This window comes from Pseudomonas sp. FW305-3-2-15-E-TSA4, assembly GCF_058787295.1.
The window spans coordinates 188784-205821 of sequence record NZ_JBYSZP010000002.1; the positions used below are offsets into that span (position 1 = coordinate 188784).

The following is a 17038-nucleotide window of genomic DNA, read 5'->3' on the forward strand; positions in this document are numbered from 1 at the left end:
GGCAAGACGAGTGCTAGACGGTTTGGACTTCCGAGTAATTTCCTCATCAACTGATCTGAGTGTCCACTGTTGGCCGCAAGACGCCACTCCCGACCGCCTGCTTTTGGCCGATAGCTGCCAGCCAACGTCAACTATTTCCAACTCAGCGCAGACATTACACGGGATGGCGTTGGATTATCTCCAAACGTCATTCGAAGCCGTTCTTCCGCCATCCTCACGCCCCGTGTTCAAAATATCTCTTGGCACGCTCTTCAATTTTGATGAGCGATGGAATTCACCGGTACTGAATTCCATCGCTCATCGCGGCCCCTGCACCCGATTCATGTGGTGTGCTGAACCAGTGATCACAAATACCAGCGATACTCCCGCGCACTGATCTCCTGCATGAATGCCAGGTGATCCTGACGTTTGTTCTCGCAATACACGTCGACAAACTCGGCGCCCAGTCCCGCACGCAGTTGTGGCTGATGCTGCAAGGCGCGCACCGCGTCGAGGATTTCCGTCGGGAAATCGATGCCGCTGTTGCGGTCATCGTTGAGGGGCGGGATCGGCTCCTTGCCTGATTCCAGACCATGTTCCAGACCCACCAGAATTGCCGCCAGCACCAGATACGGGTTGGCGTCGGCGCCGGCCAGTCGGTATTCGATGCGCAGGTTTTTCGTGTCGGATTCAGGAATGCGCAGGCAGGCGTCACGATCCTCGTAACCCCAGCTCGCCTGGGTCGCGGTGTTCACCGTGCCGCTCAGGCGGCGCATGGCGTTCTGGTTCGGGGCGAAGATCGGCATGCTGTGCGGCAGCAGATCCAGGCAACCGGCCACCGCATGGCGCAGTGCTTGCTGGTGATTGGCGGCCAGCAGGTTATTGCCAGCGGCGTCATACAGGCTGACATGCACGTGCATGCCGCTGCCCGGATGCTCCACGTACGGCTTGGCCATGAAACTGGCGCGGTAGCCGTGCTTGAGCGCCACCCCGCGGGTGCTACGACAGAACAGCGCCGCCCAGTCCGCAGCGCGCAAGCCGTCGTCCAGATGGCCGAAATTGATCTCGAACTGCCCCGGCCCCAGCTCGGCGGTAATCACCGTGGCATCGATGCCCTGCGCCCGCGTTGCTTCAACCATGTCGTCAAGCACCGGGGCGAAACGTGACAGACGTTCGATGTGCATGTTTGGCTGATCATCGGTATCGTCGGTCAGTTCGTCCCGAGGGAATTGCGGCAGGCCGTCGCGCAGTTTTTTGTCGAACAGATAGAACTCCAATTCGAAGGCCACCACCGGGTGAATGCCTTTGCCCGCCAATCGATCCAGTACCTTCGCCAGCACTTCACGGGGTTCGAACTCGATGGGTTTGGCGGTGCCGTCGGAGGTAATCAGCATCTGCCCCAGCGGCTGCGCTTCCCAGGTCACGGGCTTGAGCGTTCCCGGGACCAACCGGCGCACGGCGTCCGGGTCGCCATCGTTGAAGCAGTAATCGCCAATCTTGAACAGTCCGCCCTGCACGCCGAGCAGCACGCAGTTCTGCGGCAGCTTCAGTGCGCTGCCCGCCGCGACTTTTTCGAGCATGTCCACCGGATAACGCTTGCCGTAAAAATGCCCCGGAATGTCCAGGGAAATCAGGTCGACATAACGCACCTCGGGGTAACGTTGGCGAAACGCGCGCACTTCGGCGAGCAGGTCAGAGCAGACAGCGTCCATCGTGTTCATCCTTTGTTGTTATCAGGTGTAGACCCAGAGCACACGGGTGAGCTGCCCGGTGAGGTTGCCGTAGCGACAATGGGTGTGACTGTCGAATTGAAAACTGTCGCCGGCCCTCAAGGTGACCGGCTCGTCGTCGTTGCCCAGCCACAAGGTCAGTTCGCCTTCGAGCACATAACCGCCCTGCTCCGAGCTGTCGCTCATGTGGCGGTCGCCGCTGCTCGCGCCCGGCTCCAGATGACTTTCGAGCATCGAGAACGAGGCACGCATCTGCGGCGACACCAGAATGTCGGTGATGCCGTTGGCGTAATACAGCGTGCGGCGTTCGTCCGGACGGGTGACCCATGGCACTTGTTTGGCTTTGGGCAGGCTGTAGAAATAGGTGGTCGGCACGCCGAGGGTTTCGCTGATCGCGGTGAGGTCGGCCACGGTCGGGCGCGACAAGCCGCGTTCGACTTGCGAGAGAAAGCCCACCGAACGGCCGATCTTGTCGGCCAGCTCTTTGAGGGTGTATTTCTTGTGCTTGCGCAGGTCGTGGATCAGGATCGCCAGCGCGGCGATTTCTTCTTGCTTGTTCATGGTCAAAATCTCATCAAATGCTGTCGCGCAGCCGATACCAGGCCTTGCCGATAGCCTCCAGCGGTGCGGCGAAGTGCTTGCCGCCGGGGAAACGGCCATTGCTCAGGCCCTGATACAACGCCAATTCATCCGCCTCGCCGAGAATCGCGTCGGACACCGCGCGGGCGGCGGCCAGTGTCGGCAGCACGCCGTGGCCCGAGTAGCCTTGCAGCCAATAGCGATCGCCCTCGCGGCCAATGTCAGGCGTGCGTTTGATCGTCAGGTCGATATGCCCGCCCCAAGCGAATTGCAGCTCGACGCCCTTGAGCTGCGGAAACACGCGTTCGAGAAACGGCCGAGTCGCCGCCGCAATGTCCTTGGGCATGCCACCCAGATAGGTGCAGCCGCCGCCGAACAGCAAGCGGTTGTCCGGAGTGCGACGGAAGTAATCGAGGACGAACTGGTTGTCGGTCACGCAGACGTTGCTCGGCAGCAGCGCAGTGGCTTGCTCCGGCGTCAGCGGTGCGGTGGCGACTTGATAGGTGCCGACCGGCAGGATGCAGCTTGAGAGTTGCGGATCGAGTTCATCGAGATAGGCATTGCAGGCCAACACCAGCACGTCGGCCTTCACCGAACCGTACTCGGTGTTGACCCGGTAACCGTCGCCTTCGCGCTGATAGCTCAGCGCTTTGCTTTGTTCGTAGATATACCCGCCGGCACGCTCGATGGCGGCGGCCAGGCCGAGGGCGAGTTTCAGCGGATTGAGGTGCGCGCCTTCGGCGTCAAAGAGGCCGGCCTGATAACGATCGCTGGCGACCCATTGCGGCAAGTCTTCACGAGGGATGAACTGCAGACCGTCGTGGCCCCACTTGTGACTGGCTTCGTGTTGCCACTCAGTCAGCAGGCTGACTCGACGCTGCATCACCGACGTCCACAAATGGCCGGGGCGATAGTCGCAATCGAAACCATGCCGCCCGGGCAATTCACGCAGCTCCTGCGCGGCCCAACGCATGCCGTCCCACAGACGCCTGGCGCGCTCATGGCCGAGCGCGGCTTCCAGCGGCGGCATGTCGCACGACCAGCCCAGAATCGCCTGTCCGCCATTACGTCCCGACGCGGCCCACGCCACGCGACTGGCTTCCAGCACGGTGACGCGCTTGCCGGCCAAAGCCAGACGCAATGCGGTGTGCAGCCCACTGAAACCGGCACCGATGATCACTACGTCGGTGTCGTGCGCACCTTCCAGTGCCGGTCGTGTGCTGAGAATATCGGCGCAACTGTGGGCGTAATAACTGGCGACATGCTGTTGGGATTGCTGAAACATTCGGCGCCTCATGAAATTTATTTCTTATAATTTCATGAAAATCTACAGAACAAATTTCATATCGGCAACCGACAACTGTTTCACTCACACAGATCAGTGCTCCAGCGCATAACGCCGGCAATGCTCCAGATAACCTTTCTCATGTTTGCCAACCAACTGCACAACACTGGTCCACAGCCACGACGGTGCATCCAGCGTCTTCGAGCGACACGCCTGCAGTTCACGCATCCATGAAGCCCGGGTGCTCATGTCCATCTGCCGGGCATGGGCTAGCCCCACGACACGGGCCAGATAGCCGGCGGCGAGCATCGCGTCGGTCTGGCTCAACTGATCCAGTTCCAGTTTCATGTCTTGAGGCAGCAGTTCGCGGATGAAGAAGCCATGGTCGAGCACCCGAGTGGCAATCATCCGATTGCCCAGGCCCGGGGAGAGAAACCGCGCACCTTCGACCACACGTTTGCCGTTGTCGCGAGGCATCGCGGCTCGCGCCACTCGTGGTGCGGCGGCAGCAACTGCCTCTTTGATATCCAGCAGGCAATATTCCTGATCATCGCCCTCGCCCACCCCCAGCAACACCGCATAACGCTTGAGCCCCAGCGAACTGCAGCCTTTGACCCAATAGGCCGAGTCGAGCAATTTCACCCGATCGTCCTTTGAGCGGCCCTTCAGGGACGTCACCAGCGTATGGACGTCAGGCGCTGCGCAAAGCGATTTCAGCGCGTTGCGCTCTTCCCGTGACAGCGACCAGAAATGCTTGCCCAGCGGAATGGTCGGTTTAGTGCTTTCAATGCGCTCCTGGGCCAGATGCTTCCAGGTGCGCTGCACCGCGCTGCGCATGCCGTCCTTGACTTGCGCGGGTCTTGGCGGCTCTTTGTCGACGTCGTCTTCGAATGCTTGTTCATAGCCGCGCATCATCTCTTCAAGCATGCGCGCGGTGGCGACGCCGGGCAGGTCCGAACCTCGGGCGGCGGTGGCCAAGGAAAGCGCCAGACGCACCAGATCATGCGCGGGGTTGCCGATAACGGTTTGGTCGAGGTCGCGGATGTGAATGTCGATGCGCCCCTTCAGATCGCCGGTCGGCCCGAGATTGCCGGCGTGACAATCGCCGCAGATCCACACCGCCGGCCCCTTCGGTAAGTTGCGGCCCGGTTGGCTGTGCAGCCACTCATAAAACTGCACCGTACTGCCACGGACATAGGCGTGGGCGGAGCGAGCCATTTTCAGATTGCGCAGTTGTGACAGCGGTTCAAGACGTGCGGAGGGCCGTGGGGTTTTCATGGACGCTTCTTGCAGAGAATGTGTCCTGTTGACCGCCGGTCGCTCGCAAATGTTTCAAAGTATTACAAAGGCAACTCAACCCGCGCCAGCAAACCACCGCTGCTGCTATTGCTCAAACTCAGTTCGCCGCCCTGCTCGCGCACAATCGCCCGCGCCGCCGACAGCCCGAGCCCGACCCCACCGGTTTCCCGGTTGCGCGAGGTTTCCAGGCGGAAAAACGGGTCGAACACCCGCTGCAACGACGCTTCGGGAATCCCCGGCCCGTTGTCACTGACGTCGATGCACACGCTGTAACCGTCGCTGCTCAGGGCGATTGCCGGCTGCTGCGCGTACTTTTCGGCGTTTTCCAGCAGATTGACGATCACCCGTTTGATCCCCAGCGGCCGGCCCTCGTAGACCAGATGCGCCGGGCCGGTGAAATCGATGGCAATGTTCTGGTCGCGGTAGTCGTCGATGATCGTCTGCAACAGTTCCGACAGGTCGAACGCGGTGCTTTGCTCCGGCTGAGTGTCTTCCCGAAAGAACGCCAGTGCCGCGTTGATCATCGACTGCATTTCTTCGATGTCGCGGATCAGTTTGCCCTGATGATCAAAGTCCTCCATGAACTCGCTGCGCAGGCGCATGCGGGTCAGCGGTGCGCGCAAGTCGTGAGAAATCGACGCGAGCATGTGCGTGCGCTCGCTGATGTAATGCTGAATCTGCGCCTGCATGGTATTGAAGGCGATGATCGCCTGGCGGATCTCGTCCGGGCCTTCGACTTTGATCGGCGGCGCACGCAGATCACCGCCAAAACGCCGGGCGGCGCTGGCAAAGCGTTGCAGTGGCTTGGCCAGTTGCTGCGTGGCCAGCCAGGCCACCAGCACGGTGGCGATCAGGCCGAGGGCGATGATGATCGCGATGCGCGTGCCGATGTCCAGGCCCCAGGAGCGCTCGGGCGAAGAGAACAACAGCCAACTGGAATCCGGCAGTTGAATCAGCGCCGCATAGCGCGCCAGCGGACTGCCGCTCGGCCAGTCAGCGGGATTGAACACCCGAATGTCTCGCTCATCGCCCAACAACTGATGCAACCCCGACGTCTTGTTGGCGATGAGCTGCGTGCCACCCGCAGGCAATCCAAGTTCGTCGCGTTGCGCACTCCAGGTCACCTCCTGCGTCGGGCCGGTTGCCGCGTGCGCCAGTTTCGGGCGTAAAGGCGTCGGTGCAGCCTCGATCACTTTGACGGTCGCGGCAATCTGCTCCAGCAACCCGGTGCGTTCAATCGGTGGCCGCGCCCAGGTCCCGGCAACCTCGACGAACAGGAAATTGAGTGCCAACGACGCGAGCATGGCCGCGACGATGGTCAGGGCGATCCGCCGACTCAGCGGATCACGGCGCAAGAATCGACGGATCATGAACGAGTGACCTTGGCGGTAAACATGTAACCACCGTTGCGCACGGTGCGGATCAGGTCCGGGCGTTTGCTGTCCGGCTCGATCTTGCGGCGCAAGCGGCTGACCTGCACGTCGATGCTGCGATCGAAGGCGTCGTGGCCCTGACCACGAGACAGGTCGATCAATTGCTCGCGGGTAAGAATGCGCTGCGGGTGTTCGAGAAACACCACCAGCAGATCGAACTCGCCACCGGACAGCGGAATCATCACGTTTTCCGGGGAGCGCAGCTCGCGACAAGTGATATCCAGATGCCAACCGGCGAAGGCGATCACCGGCCGTGACGGCTCGCTCGCGGGGCTGACCTGCTCACCGGCGCGGCGCTGCACGGCGCGCAGGCGCGCCAGCAATTCACGCGGGGCGAACGGTTTGGTGACGTAGTCATCGGCGCCCAGTTCGAGGCCAACGATCCGGTCGCTCAATTCGCCCATGGCGGTCAGCATGATGATCGGAATGCCCATCTGCGCGCGCACTTTCTGGCACAGGCTCAGGCCACCTTCGCCGGGCAGCATCAGGTCGAGAATGATCGTGTCTGGGCGCTGCTGGGCAATTGCCGCCCACATCGCTGCGCCGTCGGCGGCGACATCGACCTCGTAGGCATGCTGGACGAAGAACTTCTTCAGCAGGGCGAGAATTTCCACGTCATCGTCGACGATCAGCAGTCTGCTCACGGGCACAGGATCCTCAGGCCAAAAAAGAACGCATCTAAAACTATTCTGGCGGGCGGGTCATATATTTCAATCGAGCAACATTCCGTCGCCCCGGACATCAATCGGACATTCTGCGGCAAAACCCCTCAGGCACCCTGCACGCCATCGACAACCGGGGGGCTTTCAATGAGCGCATTGCACAACCGTTATACCGCCGAGGGCCACGACGCCCGCTATCCGTTGATTCTCAGCCAGCGCACCAGCGCGCCCGAGCAGGATACGCCGCTGTTGTTCCAGGAGTTCTGCCTGGGCCTGTCAGATGATCAAAGCCGAATCGTCCTGCGCCGCTATTTCGAGCAGTACGGCCCCAGCGATTCGCAATGGGTCGAGTACGTGCATTCGATTCCGACCGCCGACCTGATCCAATGGATCATGAGCCACGGCCGGCTGCACATCGAATGCTCGGACAACACCCCGCCGCTCTCCTCCCCAATCACGGCCCGCGCTTGAACGACGCGGGGTAAAAGCGCAAAACAAGGATTCGCATGATCAGAAGCCATTGCTTGATGTCGGTGCTGTGTACGGCGTCCCTCAGCCTGTCGGCCTGCAGCAGCAAAACCGTCGAACCGCAGAAGTACACCGGATTCCTCCACGATTACAGCGTGCTCAGCGAGCGCCAGTCGCCATCGGGGCAGACGGTGCTGGGTTGGGTCAGCCCGGCGCTGGCGCGGGGCCGTTACACCCAGGCCTATCTGGCGCCCAGCCAGTTCTACCCCGGCGCCGTGCCGACCGAGCGGATCCCGCTGAGTACGCTGTCCGGCGTCACCGACTACTACGACGCCGCGCTCAGGCTGGAACTGGGCAAGGTCATGCGCCTGGTGTCGCAACCCGGCCCGAACACCCTGACGGTCAGGCCGGCGATCACCCGCGTCGCCGCCAGCACCCAGGGCCTGCGCTTTTATGAATGGCTCCCGGTGACCCTGGTCGCCGCCGGCGTGAGCACCGCCACCGGCATCCGCGACCAGGACAGCGAAATCACCACCGAAGTCTCATTCGAAGACGGCACAACCGGCGAAGTGGTCGCCGAAGTCGTGCGCAAGGGCATCGGACTACCGCTGGAAAACGACAAACAGGTGCTGACCGCCGATGACGTCAAAGCGGTGCTGGACGGTTGGGCCAGTGATCTTGGGAAGTCCTACCTGGCGACCCGTCGTTAGCCGAGCGACTTTTTCAGCTAGCCTTGCTCACTGAATGTGCTGACCTATTCGCGAGCAAGCCCGCTCTCACAGGGGAACTGCATTCCAATGTGGGAGCGAGCCTGCTCGCGAAAGCGGTGTGTCTGGCAACTAGTCACTAGAGACTTTCAGCGATCGAAAACACCGTAGACAAGGTCTTGAGCAATCTGCCGGGTTACCAGTTGTTCAAGGACACCACCACACGCTTTGCCGGAATGGAAAACCCCGACGGCTCGAAGGTCGGCCTGATTGCCGAAGAACAAGGCTGGCGCTTGTGTCTGGTGGTGGAAAGTCTCGATGACTGGATGACAGTGTACATGCCGGATGGCGGAACGGCCGGTGGCACGGCGGGCGAAGTGCGCTTGCTGCAGGCCCGCGAGGTGATCATTACCGAGCTGTCGTGGCTGACCATGGCCGCCGGGTTGCGCCGTGGCGGACGCGGGATGCTGGAGCAGATGCAGCCGTGGTTGCCGAAAACCTGAAAACCACTACTCGCTGCTCAAAATGCCATGGCAGATCAAACCCAGCACACCGCGCATGTGTTCGGCATGTGCTGCCCGGTCCGGCTCAGGCTCGGTCGCCAGACGGATAAACGCCATGTTCGCGTACTGGTTGAACAGCGTCGCCGCCACATCGAGATCGACTGACGCCCGCACCTTGCCCTGCGCTTGAAAATGCCCGAGCAGCGCCTTGGTCTCTTCGATCACCGCCGCATTCCACGGACTCAACGCCTGAGCCAGTTCGCCCGTGAGCAGAAACGGCGCCAGTTCACGCCACAACGAGGCCGGCATCGCTTGCAGTTGATAGTCGGTCATCAAGCCTTCGAACTCGCACAGCGCCTCCAGCGGATCACTGTCGTCGTCCAGATTGGCCCGCGCATCGCGCATCGCCTGCTCGTCCGGCTGCTTGAGCAAGGCCAGCAGAATCTCCTGTTTGCCACCGAAATAATTGACCACCGTCGGCGCGGAAACCCCGGCCTGGACCGCGATCTGGTCCAGCGTGGTGGCCGCAAAACCGTTGGTCTTGAACAACTCCAGCGCTGCCTGCGCGATGACTTCCCTGCGCTGTTCCTTTTGCCGTTCTCTGAGCCCGCTCATGGTGCTGATGTCCTGTCTTGCTGATCGGCGTCAGCCTACGGATTTCTTTTTTCACCGACAAATATTTTCTTTACAAAAATATTTTTAAGTGACAAATATTGGCCGTGCACCGCTGGAATGAACGCGCACCCACTTGCCCCGTTTCTCTGGAGAACCGCCATGTCCGCCGAATACGATCCGACCCGTAGCACCCGCGATTATCAGGCCGCCGACGCCGCCCACCACATTCACGCGTTCGTCGACCAGAAGGCGCTCAACGAGGAAGGCCCGCGGGTGATGGTCAGCGGTGATCGCCTGGCATTGTGGGACAACGACGATAATCGCTACCTGGACGGCATGTCCGGCCTGTGGTGCACCAACCTCGGTTACGGGCGCAAGGACCTGGCTGCTGCCGCGACCGCGCAGCTGCAACAACTGCCCTACTACAACATGTTCTTCCACACCACTCACCCGCAGGTGATCGAGCTCTCCGAACTGTTGTTCAGCCTGCTGCCCCAGCACTACAGCCACGCGATCTACACCAACTCCGGCTCGGAAGCCAACGAGGTGCTGATCCGCACCGTGCGCAAGTTCTGGCAGGTGATGGGCCAGCCTGAGAAGAAAATCATGATCGGCCGGTGGAACGGCTACCACGGCTCGACCCTGGCTGCGACGGCGCTGGGCGGCATGAAATTCATGCACGAAATGGGCGGCACCATCCCTGACGTCGCGCACATCGATGAGCCGTACTGGTTCGCCCACGAGGGCAACCTCAGCCCGGAAGAATTCGGCCTGCAGGCCGCGCGGCAACTGGAAGACAAGATCCTCGAACTGGGCGCCGACAAGGTCGCCGCTTTCGTCGCCGAACCGTTCCAGGGCGCTGGCGGCATGATCATTCCGCCCGCCACCTATTGGCCGGAAATCCAGCGTATCTGCCGCCAATATGATGTGTTGCTGTGCGCCGACGAAGTGATTGGCGGTTTCGGTCGCACCGGCGAATGGTTCGCGCACCAGGCCTTCGGTTTTGAACCGGACACCCTGTCCATCGCCAAAGGCCTGACCTCCGGCTACATCCCCATGGGCGGGCTGATCCTGTCGCGACGTATGGCCGAAGCGCTGGTGGAAAAAGGCGGCGTGTTCGCTCACGGCCTGACCTATTCCGGTCACCCGGTGGCGGCTGCGGTGGCCATCGCCAACCTCAAGGCCTTGCGCGATGAAGGCGTCGTCACTCAGGTGAAAAACGACACCGGCCCGTACCTGCAGAACTGCCTGCGCGAAGTGTTCGGCAACCACCCGCTGGTGGGTGAGGTTCAGGGCGTCGGGCTGGTGGCGGCATTGCAGTTCGCCGAAGACAAAGCCACCCGCAAGCGTTTCGCCAACGAGAACGACATCGCCTGGCGCTGCCGCACCATTGGTTTTGAGGAAGGCCTGATCATTCGATCGACGCTGGGCCGGATGATCATGGCCCCCGCATTGATCGCCACGCGCGCGGAGCTGGATGAATTGGTCGACAAAACACGAATCGCCGTGGATCGCACGGCTCGCGAATACGGCGTGCTGTAACGCATACCCCTTGTAGGAGTGAGCCTGCTCGCGATAGCGGTGTGTCATTAACATCGATCTAAACTGATCGACCGCTATCGCGAGCAGGCTCACTCCTACAAGGGAATCAGGTATGCCTTGAACTCAGCACATCGGCTCAATCAAGCCCAATTGATCCTGCCCATCATCAGCAGACCTTCCCTGATTGTCGGTCTCTCACGATGGCTCCCTCAACACCACACTTTGCATTGTTGGCACTGCTTTGCGCAGCGAGCGACAGTGCTTTGGCCAATGACTTCTTCGACGACGCCAAAACCGAAGTGCTCAGCCGCAACTTCTTCCTGAGCAACGACTACCGCTCGCCCTCTCCCTCCGGCAAAAACTATAAACAGGAATGGGCCCAGGGTTTTATTGGCACGTTCACTTCCGGATACACGCCGGGGTACGTCGGATTCGGCATCGATGCCCACGCCTTTCTCGGCCTGAAACTCGATGGCGGCAAAGGACATTCCGGCACGGGTCTGTTGCCGGTCGACAGCAATGGTCGCAGTGAACCGAACTACTCCAGCGCTGGCGGCGCGTTCAAACTGAAAGTTTCGCGCACCACCCTCGCGTTCGGCGAGATGACCGTGGAAACGCCGGTGTTCGACACCTCGGACAAACGCCTGCAACCGGAATACGCCACAGGTTTGCTAGTGAACAGTCGTGAAATCGACAACGTTAACTTCACGGCCGGACACTTCACCGCATTCAAGAATCAGGACAGCTCCTCAGGGCGCGGCGACTTTTATGGTTACGGCGCCAACACCGAAGCCGGCGGAATCAGTTTTCTAGGCGTGGACCTGTTCGGCGACAGTCCGGTCGGTGGATCGCTTTACGCCTCGGACCTGAGCGACACCTGGCATCAGTACTACGCCAATCTGCACTTCAAACAGTCCGGCCTATTGCTCGATGCCAACCTCTACCACACCCGCGATACCGGTCGGGCGCTGGCCGGCGCGATCGACAACACCGCGTTCAGCCTGTCCGGCAAGTACAGTTTCGGCGCGCACGCGGTCATGCTCGGCTGGCAACGCATAAATGGCGACACGCCGTTCGATTTCGTGGGCGGTGACTCGATCTACCTCGCCAACTCGATCAAATACGCCGACTTCAACGGCGCCGGCGAACGCTCCTGGCAAGCACGCTACGACCTCGACCTTGGCGCTTTCGGCATCCCTGGCCTGACCTTCATGACCCGCTACGTCTCCGGCGACCACATCGACGGCACTCACGCGCCCAAGGGCGGCGCGTACAACCCGTTCGATGCCGAGACTGGCGACTATCAGCCGCAGCAAGGCGCTGGCGGCAAGCATTGGGAACGGGATATCGATCTGAAATACATCGTGCAATCGGGCGCGGCGAAGGACCTGTCGGTGCAGCTTTCACATGTATCGCACCGAGCGAATGAGGCACAGGCCGGGGATGATATCGACCGGATTTATTTAGTGATTCAGTACCCGTTGGGGTTTTGATGGCTCGTGATTAAAGCCAGCCGCAGGCCCGATGTCGCCCTACAAATCTATCGACTGGAAAACCAATCCCCTGTGGGAGCGAGCCAGCTCGCGAAAGCGGCCGATCAGTCGGCATAGACGTTGAATGACGTACCGCATTCGCGAGCAAGCCCGCTCCCACAGGGGGGATTGGGTGAGGTTTGGAATATTGCGTAATTGGCGGAAGGCAGCCGGAGTCGAACCTGCCCGGGAACGGATGCCGTCCCCAACCGGGTTTGAAGCCCGGCCGCGCCACCGGGCGCGATTGCCTTCCTTTGAACTCAGGGTGCGTCGGCACTGGCCAGCGCGTTGTCGTGGCGGATCACCCGGGATTCGCCGATGCGCCGGGTCAGGCCGAGGCGATCGAAGTATTCCAGGTAGTGAATACAGCGTTTGCGTCCCAAGCCTAGCGCATCACGGAAGGTTGTCACCTGGATCGACGGATTTTCCTGTTCCAGTTGCAACAGAATGTCGGCCATGCGCCGCAGTTGCCCGTCAGACAGAAACAGGTCGCGCACCACTTGGTGCATCAACCCCAAGCGCGCCAGTTTGCGCAGCAACAGGCGCACCACGGCATCCTCCACGCCCAACACGTTGGCGACATCACGTATCCACGGTGGATCAAACCCGGCCTGCTCGAACAGCGGCTGCATGCGCTGCCACAGGGTTTCGTCTTCAGCACTCAAACGCACCTGATGATCGGGCAAATGCAACCACGGCCCGCTGGCGTTGATCGATCCGGCGGCGCGCAGTTCTTCCAGCAGGCTGACAAAGGTCGAGCGCTCCAGCGCCAGACCACTGAAGCGTCGCAGGCGGTCGCGATCCGGTCCCATCTGGTCCGGTTCCAGCTCGTGCAATTTCGCCAGTTGCTCCAGCAGGGTGAACTTCAACTGCCCCCAGCGCTGCACGTTGAACAGCACCGGGCCCTGGCGGGTGTCGATCAGGCGCACGTTGGCTGGTAGCGCCCAGTCTTCACGCTGACGATTGAATTGACGCTCCAGCCGTTGCGGATCGAGGCCGCCAGCGCTGTGGTCAAGCAGCAGTGGTAACGCTTGTTCAAGACTGTCGCTGCCGGCCAGGGCCTGCAGTTGCGCCAGCCGTTCCGGGCTGCGGCGCTGGCGGGCCGGGGCAAACGGGTCGAGTACCTGACCGCCACCGAGGGTGCGTTGCGCGCTGTGGTCACGCAGGATCAGGCGATCGCCCTTCACCGCGTGCACCGGGGCGTTGATCAGCAGTTGCGCGAACATGCGTTCGCCTGCACGCAAACGCGGGCCTTCGAGCAACGCCACGCGGGCGATGACGTCTTGCGTACCGAGGTGCGCATGCACCGGGTGAAAGTGTTCGAAGGTGCGCTCACCGGGCAACAACTGAAACTCGATATCGACCCGTTGCGTTGGTGCGTGCAGCCATTCGGCCAACAGCCATTGGCCGCGATGGATCTGCTCCAGGGTCAATCGATCGCCACTGATGTTCAGCGCAACCCGTTGCCCGGCGAAGGCCTGCTCGGCGGCCTGATTTTGCGCGTGCAGCCCTCGCACCCGCACCGATTTCCCGGACGGCCCGAGGGCCAGTTTGTCCCCGACTGACACCGTCCCCGACAACGCCGTGCCAGTGACCACAATCCCGGCGCCCGCCACGCTGAAGGCGCGGTCGATGGCCAGGCGAAAACCACCTTCGCGGCTGCGCTCATGCACTTCGCCTTGGATCTGCAGCAAGCTCTGGCGCAGTTCATCGACGCCCTGCCCGGTCACGCTCGACACCGCCAGCGTCGGTGCATCGGCGAATGGCCCGGCTTCGAGCAGATCGAGAACCTGGCGCTGCACCTCCTCCACCCTGCCCGCTTCAACCCGATCGCATTTGGTGATCGCCACCAGCGCCCGGGGAATGCCCAGCAACTGCACAATCGCCAGATGCTCACGGGTCTGCGGCATCACCCCGTCGTCCGCCGCCACCACCAGCAACACCAGATCAATGCCCTGCGCCCCGGCAAGCATGTTGTGGGTGAATTTCTCGTGGCCCGGCACGTCGATGAACCCGGTCAGCCCGGCACCGGCTTCCAGTTCCGCGTAGAGATAACCGAGGTCGATGGTCATCCCACGCTCGCGTTCCTGCGGGCGGCGGTCGCCGGTTTGCCCGGTCAGCGCTTGCAGCAGCGAGGTCTTGCCGTGGTCGATGTGCCCGGCGGTGCCGACGATCACGACTCGACCTGCAACTGTGGCAACTGCGCCAGCCACGCCGGCTCGTCGTCGAGCTGCCGTAGATCGAGCCACAGCGCGTCGTCGTCAATTCGACCCAGCACCGGAATCGGCAAATTGCGCAACGCAGCTTCCAGATTCAGCAGACAACGCCCGCGCAAACGCTTGGACACTTGCGGGCGTAAGCACAGCGCCGCACTCGGCAACCGCGCCACCGGTTGGCTGCCGCTGCCGATCATGCCCAACGCCTGCACGGCGCTGACCTGCCACGGTACGCCCAAGACTTCAGCCATCGCCGGTTGCAAACGAGAGGCCTGGGCGAGAATGTCGGCTTGCGGGCGAGTCAACAGCCGCAGGCTCGGCAGACGTTCAGCGAGGCGATCCGGATCGCGATACAGGCCAAGCACCGCTTCCAGCGCCGCCAGGGTCAGCTTGTCGACCCGCAAGGCGCGCTTCAGCGGATTCTTTTTGATCTTCGCGATCAATTCTTTGCGCCCGACAATCAACCCGGCCTGCGGCCCGCCGAGCAATTTGTCGCCGCTGAAGGTGACGATGTCCGCACCGTCGAGCAGCGCCTGCCGTACCGTCGGTTCCGCCGGCAGACCCCAACGGGTCAAGTCCAGCAGACTGCCGCTGCCCAGATCCTCCAGCAGCGGCAAGCCGTGCCGATGCGCCAGTTCGGCCAGTTCGGCGGTGGGCACCCGGGCGGTAAAGCCCTCGATGCTGTAGTTACTCGCATGCACGCGCATGATCAAACCACTGCGCGGGCTGATCGCCGCCTCGTAGTCGCGGGCGTGGGTGCGGTTGGTGGTGCCGACTTCATGCAGGCGCACACCGGCGCGGGCCATGATGTCGGGGATGCGGAACGCGCCGCCGATCTCGATCAGCTCGCCGCGCGAGATGATGCCTTCCTTGCGCGCGCCGAGGCTGTTCAGCGTCAGCAACACCGCAGCGGCATTGTTGTTGACCACGGTGACGGCTTCGGCGCCGGTCAGTTCGCGGATCAGGCCTTCGATCAGGTCATCACGATCACCGCGTTTGCCACTGGCCAGATCGAATTCCAGATTGAGCGGGTAACGTGCGGCCATCTGCACCGCGTCGATGGCTTCATCCGGCAACAGCGCCCGGCCAAGATTGGTGTGCAGCACCGTACCGGTCAGGTTGAACACCCGCCGCACGTTGCTGCGCTGCTGCTGGGCCAGACGCTCACCGACGCGGCCGGCGAGCACTTCTGGGCTGATTTCAATGGACGACAATTGCCCGTTCAACACGTCTGCACGCAACTCGTCCAGCAACTGGCGCAAACGGCTCAGCAACGCCTCACGACCGTAACGCTCAAGCAGTGGCACACAGGCCGGGTGACGCAACAAACCATCAATGGAAGGCAACCGCAGGGTAACACTCGAAGACATCAGCCACTCCCGAAAACAAGACTCTCCGGCATGACCTGACGCAACGCGTCTAAATACAGCACACCGGCCCCCAATTGTGGGAGCGGGCTTGCTCGCGAATGCGGTGAGTCAGCCACAAATAATCTGACTGACACGGCTCCTTCGGGAGCAAGCCCCCTCCCACAGGTTTTTCAGGAGTGTAGACGCTCTGGTCATTCGTCTCCCGGCGCCAGCAACAGATTCGGTGCCAGACGCTGATAGCCGTCCTGCGCCAGACGCATGTCGAGCAGCAGGCTGGTGAGGTCAGCCGACAACGCTTCGCCTTCGGCATCGTTCTCCAGATAAACCAGTTTCAGGTAGCTGTTGCAGCTGGGGCACACCTCCGCACGAATCGGCGCCTGATTAGCGGCGTGGCGATCGTCCTCCAGGCTCAAGTAATCCAGGCCTTTACTCGACTCGCAATACACGCACTTGACCCGCACCACGTGCCATTCGCAGGCGCACAACGAACACACCAGATAACGCAGACCGTTGTGTTTGCCGCGATGGCGGATCACCCCGGCCATCGCTGGTGAACCACAGCCCGGGCACTGGCTGAGGCTGTCGCCGGGTTTCAGTTGCAGGTTCGGTGCGCTGAGCAGCCAATGGCTCCACGCCGCTTGCAACCCGGCGCCGAGAAACGGCACCAACTGTGCCGGCACCATCGAATATTGACCGCTGACCAACGCCACCGCCCACGCACGCAACTGGCCGGCACTGGCGCCGCGCAGTGTCGCGAGCGCCTCGACTACGGCGGGTTGATCGGGCGGCACATAGCGTTGCAACAGAGCATCCAGATAAACCTGCCAGCCCTCCTCGCGCACCAATGTGTCGGCAGCAAACGGCGGCAAACCATGCAACTGACAGGCTTCGATCCTTTGCTGATCAAACGGTACCGTCAGCGGTGGATCGTCGAAAACCTGCTGCTGAGCCCGGCACAATCCGGCGATCAGTCGCAGGTAATCGGCCAGCGGATGCCCGTGAGCCAATTGCTCCAGGCGCTGGGCGCGCAAGGTGAACAGATTGTGCGGCGGCAGGTGCAGAAACGGCGGCGAACTGGCCGCCGCTTCGATTTCCCCGGGTTCAAGAATAGTTGCCAA

15 protein-coding genes and 1 tRNA gene are annotated in these 17038 nt (G+C 61.7%); 5 read left to right on the forward strand and 11 right to left on the reverse strand.

Annotated elements, in window-relative coordinates; translation table 11 throughout:
- Positions 1–344: 344 nt before the first annotated feature.
- The 6 genes from AC3WMV_RS03285 to AC3WMV_RS03310 all read right to left on the reverse strand — a co-directional run bounded on the left by AC3WMV_RS03285 (position 345) and on the right by AC3WMV_RS03310 (position 6949).
- The gene (locus AC3WMV_RS03285; protein ID WP_103367058.1) at positions 345–1691 is read right to left on the reverse strand and encodes a glutamine synthetase family protein; all 1347 of its coding nucleotides are present in this window, start codon (positions 1689–1691) and stop codon (positions 345–347) included.
- Positions 1692–1712: 21 nt separating this feature from the next.
- Positions 1713–2270, reverse strand: a complete 558-nt coding sequence (locus AC3WMV_RS03290; protein WP_027614278.1) for a helix-turn-helix domain-containing protein — start codon at positions 2268–2270, stop codon at positions 1713–1715.
- Between the two features lie 13 nt (positions 2271–2283).
- Positions 2284–3573 (reverse strand): NAD(P)/FAD-dependent oxidoreductase, encoded by a 1290-nt coding sequence (locus AC3WMV_RS03295; RefSeq protein WP_103367057.1) that lies wholly within the window; start codon positions 3571–3573, stop codon positions 2284–2286.
- 93 nt (positions 3574–3666) lie between these two features.
- Complete coding sequence (locus AC3WMV_RS03300; RefSeq protein ID WP_103367056.1) at positions 3667–4851, reverse strand: DUF2252 family protein; 1185 nt, start codon at positions 4849–4851, stop codon at positions 3667–3669.
- Positions 4852–4913: 62 nt separating this feature from the next.
- Positions 4914–6242: an ATP-binding protein gene (locus AC3WMV_RS03305; protein WP_103367055.1), complete on the reverse strand. Its 1329-nt coding sequence runs from the start codon at positions 6240–6242 to the stop codon at positions 4914–4916.
- Positions 6239–6949, reverse strand: a complete 711-nt coding sequence (locus AC3WMV_RS03310) for a response regulator (protein ID WP_027614282.1) — start codon at positions 6947–6949, stop codon at positions 6239–6241. The genes AC3WMV_RS03305 and AC3WMV_RS03310 overlap by 4 nt, the downstream gene beginning before the upstream one ends.
- A 165-nt stretch (positions 6950–7114) precedes the next feature.
- Here AC3WMV_RS03310 and AC3WMV_RS03315 point away from each other — a divergent pair, with 165 nt between their 5' ends.
- From AC3WMV_RS03315 to AC3WMV_RS03325, 3 genes are all read left to right on the forward strand, one after another.
- The gene (locus AC3WMV_RS03315; RefSeq protein ID WP_007967036.1) at positions 7115–7438 is read left to right on the forward strand and encodes a hypothetical protein; all 324 of its coding nucleotides are present in this window, start codon (positions 7115–7117) and stop codon (positions 7436–7438) included.
- Positions 7439–7473: 35 nt separating this feature from the next.
- Positions 7474–8145 (forward strand): DUF3313 domain-containing protein, encoded by a 672-nt coding sequence (locus AC3WMV_RS03320; protein WP_096796742.1) that lies wholly within the window; start codon positions 7474–7476, stop codon positions 8143–8145.
- Positions 8146–8321: 176 nt separating this feature from the next.
- Positions 8322–8645, forward strand: a complete 324-nt coding sequence (locus AC3WMV_RS03325) for a hypothetical protein (RefSeq protein WP_256584842.1) — start codon at positions 8322–8324, stop codon at positions 8643–8645.
- 6 nt (positions 8646–8651) lie between these two features.
- On the opposite strand, the gene AC3WMV_RS03330 is transcribed toward AC3WMV_RS03325, so the two are convergent.
- Entirely contained in the window at positions 8652–9260 is a 609-nt protein-coding gene (locus AC3WMV_RS03330; protein WP_096796743.1) for a TetR/AcrR family transcriptional regulator, read from the reverse strand.
- Positions 9261–9419: 159 nt separating this feature from the next.
- Between AC3WMV_RS03330 and AC3WMV_RS03335 the strand changes: the two genes are divergently transcribed.
- The gene (locus AC3WMV_RS03335) at positions 9420–10802 is read left to right on the forward strand and encodes an aspartate aminotransferase family protein (protein ID WP_103367054.1); all 1383 of its coding nucleotides are present in this window, start codon (positions 9420–9422) and stop codon (positions 10800–10802) included.
- A 200-nt stretch (positions 10803–11002) separates the two neighbouring features.
- Complete coding sequence (locus AC3WMV_RS03340) at positions 11003–12295, forward strand: OprD family porin (RefSeq protein ID WP_103367053.1); 1293 nt, start codon at positions 11003–11005, stop codon at positions 12293–12295.
- Positions 12296–12491: 196 nt separating this feature from the next.
- On the opposite strand, the gene AC3WMV_RS03345 is transcribed toward AC3WMV_RS03340, so the two are convergent.
- From AC3WMV_RS03345 to fdhE, 4 genes are all read right to left on the reverse strand, one after another.
- Positions 12492–12587, reverse strand: a tRNA-Sec gene (locus AC3WMV_RS03345).
- A 7-nt stretch (positions 12588–12594) separates the two neighbouring features.
- A complete protein-coding gene (gene selB / locus AC3WMV_RS03350; protein WP_103367052.1) occupies positions 12595–14511 on the reverse strand; it encodes a selenocysteine-specific translation elongation factor in 1917 nt (638 codons plus the stop codon).
- Positions 14508–15920: an L-seryl-tRNA(Sec) selenium transferase gene (gene selA / locus AC3WMV_RS03355; RefSeq protein ID WP_103367051.1), complete on the reverse strand. Its 1413-nt coding sequence runs from the start codon at positions 15918–15920 to the stop codon at positions 14508–14510. Before selA ends, selB begins: the two co-directional genes overlap by 4 nt.
- Before the next feature lie 191 nt (positions 15921–16111).
- Positions 16112–17038 (reverse strand): formate dehydrogenase accessory protein FdhE, encoded by a 927-nt coding sequence (gene fdhE, locus AC3WMV_RS03360; RefSeq protein WP_103367050.1) that lies wholly within the window; start codon positions 17036–17038, stop codon positions 16112–16114.

Coding starts and splice junctions, on each gene's coding strand:
- AC3WMV_RS03295 (WP_103367057.1), bottom strand. CDS start 3,573: ATGTTTCAGCAATCCCAACAGCATGTCGCCAGTTATTACGCCCACAGT.
- selA (WP_103367051.1), bottom strand. CDS start 15,920: ATGTCTTCGAGTGTTACCCTGCGGTTGCCTTCCATTGATGGTTTGTTG.
- AC3WMV_RS03290 (WP_027614278.1), bottom strand. CDS start 2,270: ATGAACAAGCAAGAAGAAATCGCCGCGCTGGCGATCCTGATCCACGAC.
- AC3WMV_RS03285 (WP_103367058.1), bottom strand. CDS start 1,691: ATGGACGCTGTCTGCTCTGACCTGCTCGCCGAAGTGCGCGCGTTTCGC.
- AC3WMV_RS03320 (WP_096796742.1), top strand. CDS start 7,474: ATGATCAGAAGCCATTGCTTGATGTCGGTGCTGTGTACGGCGTCCCTC.
- AC3WMV_RS03340 (WP_103367053.1), top strand. CDS start 11,003: ATGGCTCCCTCAACACCACACTTTGCATTGTTGGCACTGCTTTGCGCA.
- AC3WMV_RS03305 (WP_103367055.1), bottom strand. CDS start 6,242: ATGATCCGTCGATTCTTGCGCCGTGATCCGCTGAGTCGGCGGATCGCC.
- AC3WMV_RS03300 (WP_103367056.1), bottom strand. CDS start 4,851: ATGAAAACCCCACGGCCCTCCGCACGTCTTGAACCGCTGTCACAACTG.
- AC3WMV_RS03315 (WP_007967036.1), top strand. CDS start 7,115: ATGAGCGCATTGCACAACCGTTATACCGCCGAGGGCCACGACGCCCGC.
- AC3WMV_RS03330 (WP_096796743.1), bottom strand. CDS start 9,260: ATGAGCGGGCTCAGAGAACGGCAAAAGGAACAGCGCAGGGAAGTCATC.
- AC3WMV_RS03335 (WP_103367054.1), top strand. CDS start 9,420: ATGTCCGCCGAATACGATCCGACCCGTAGCACCCGCGATTATCAGGCC.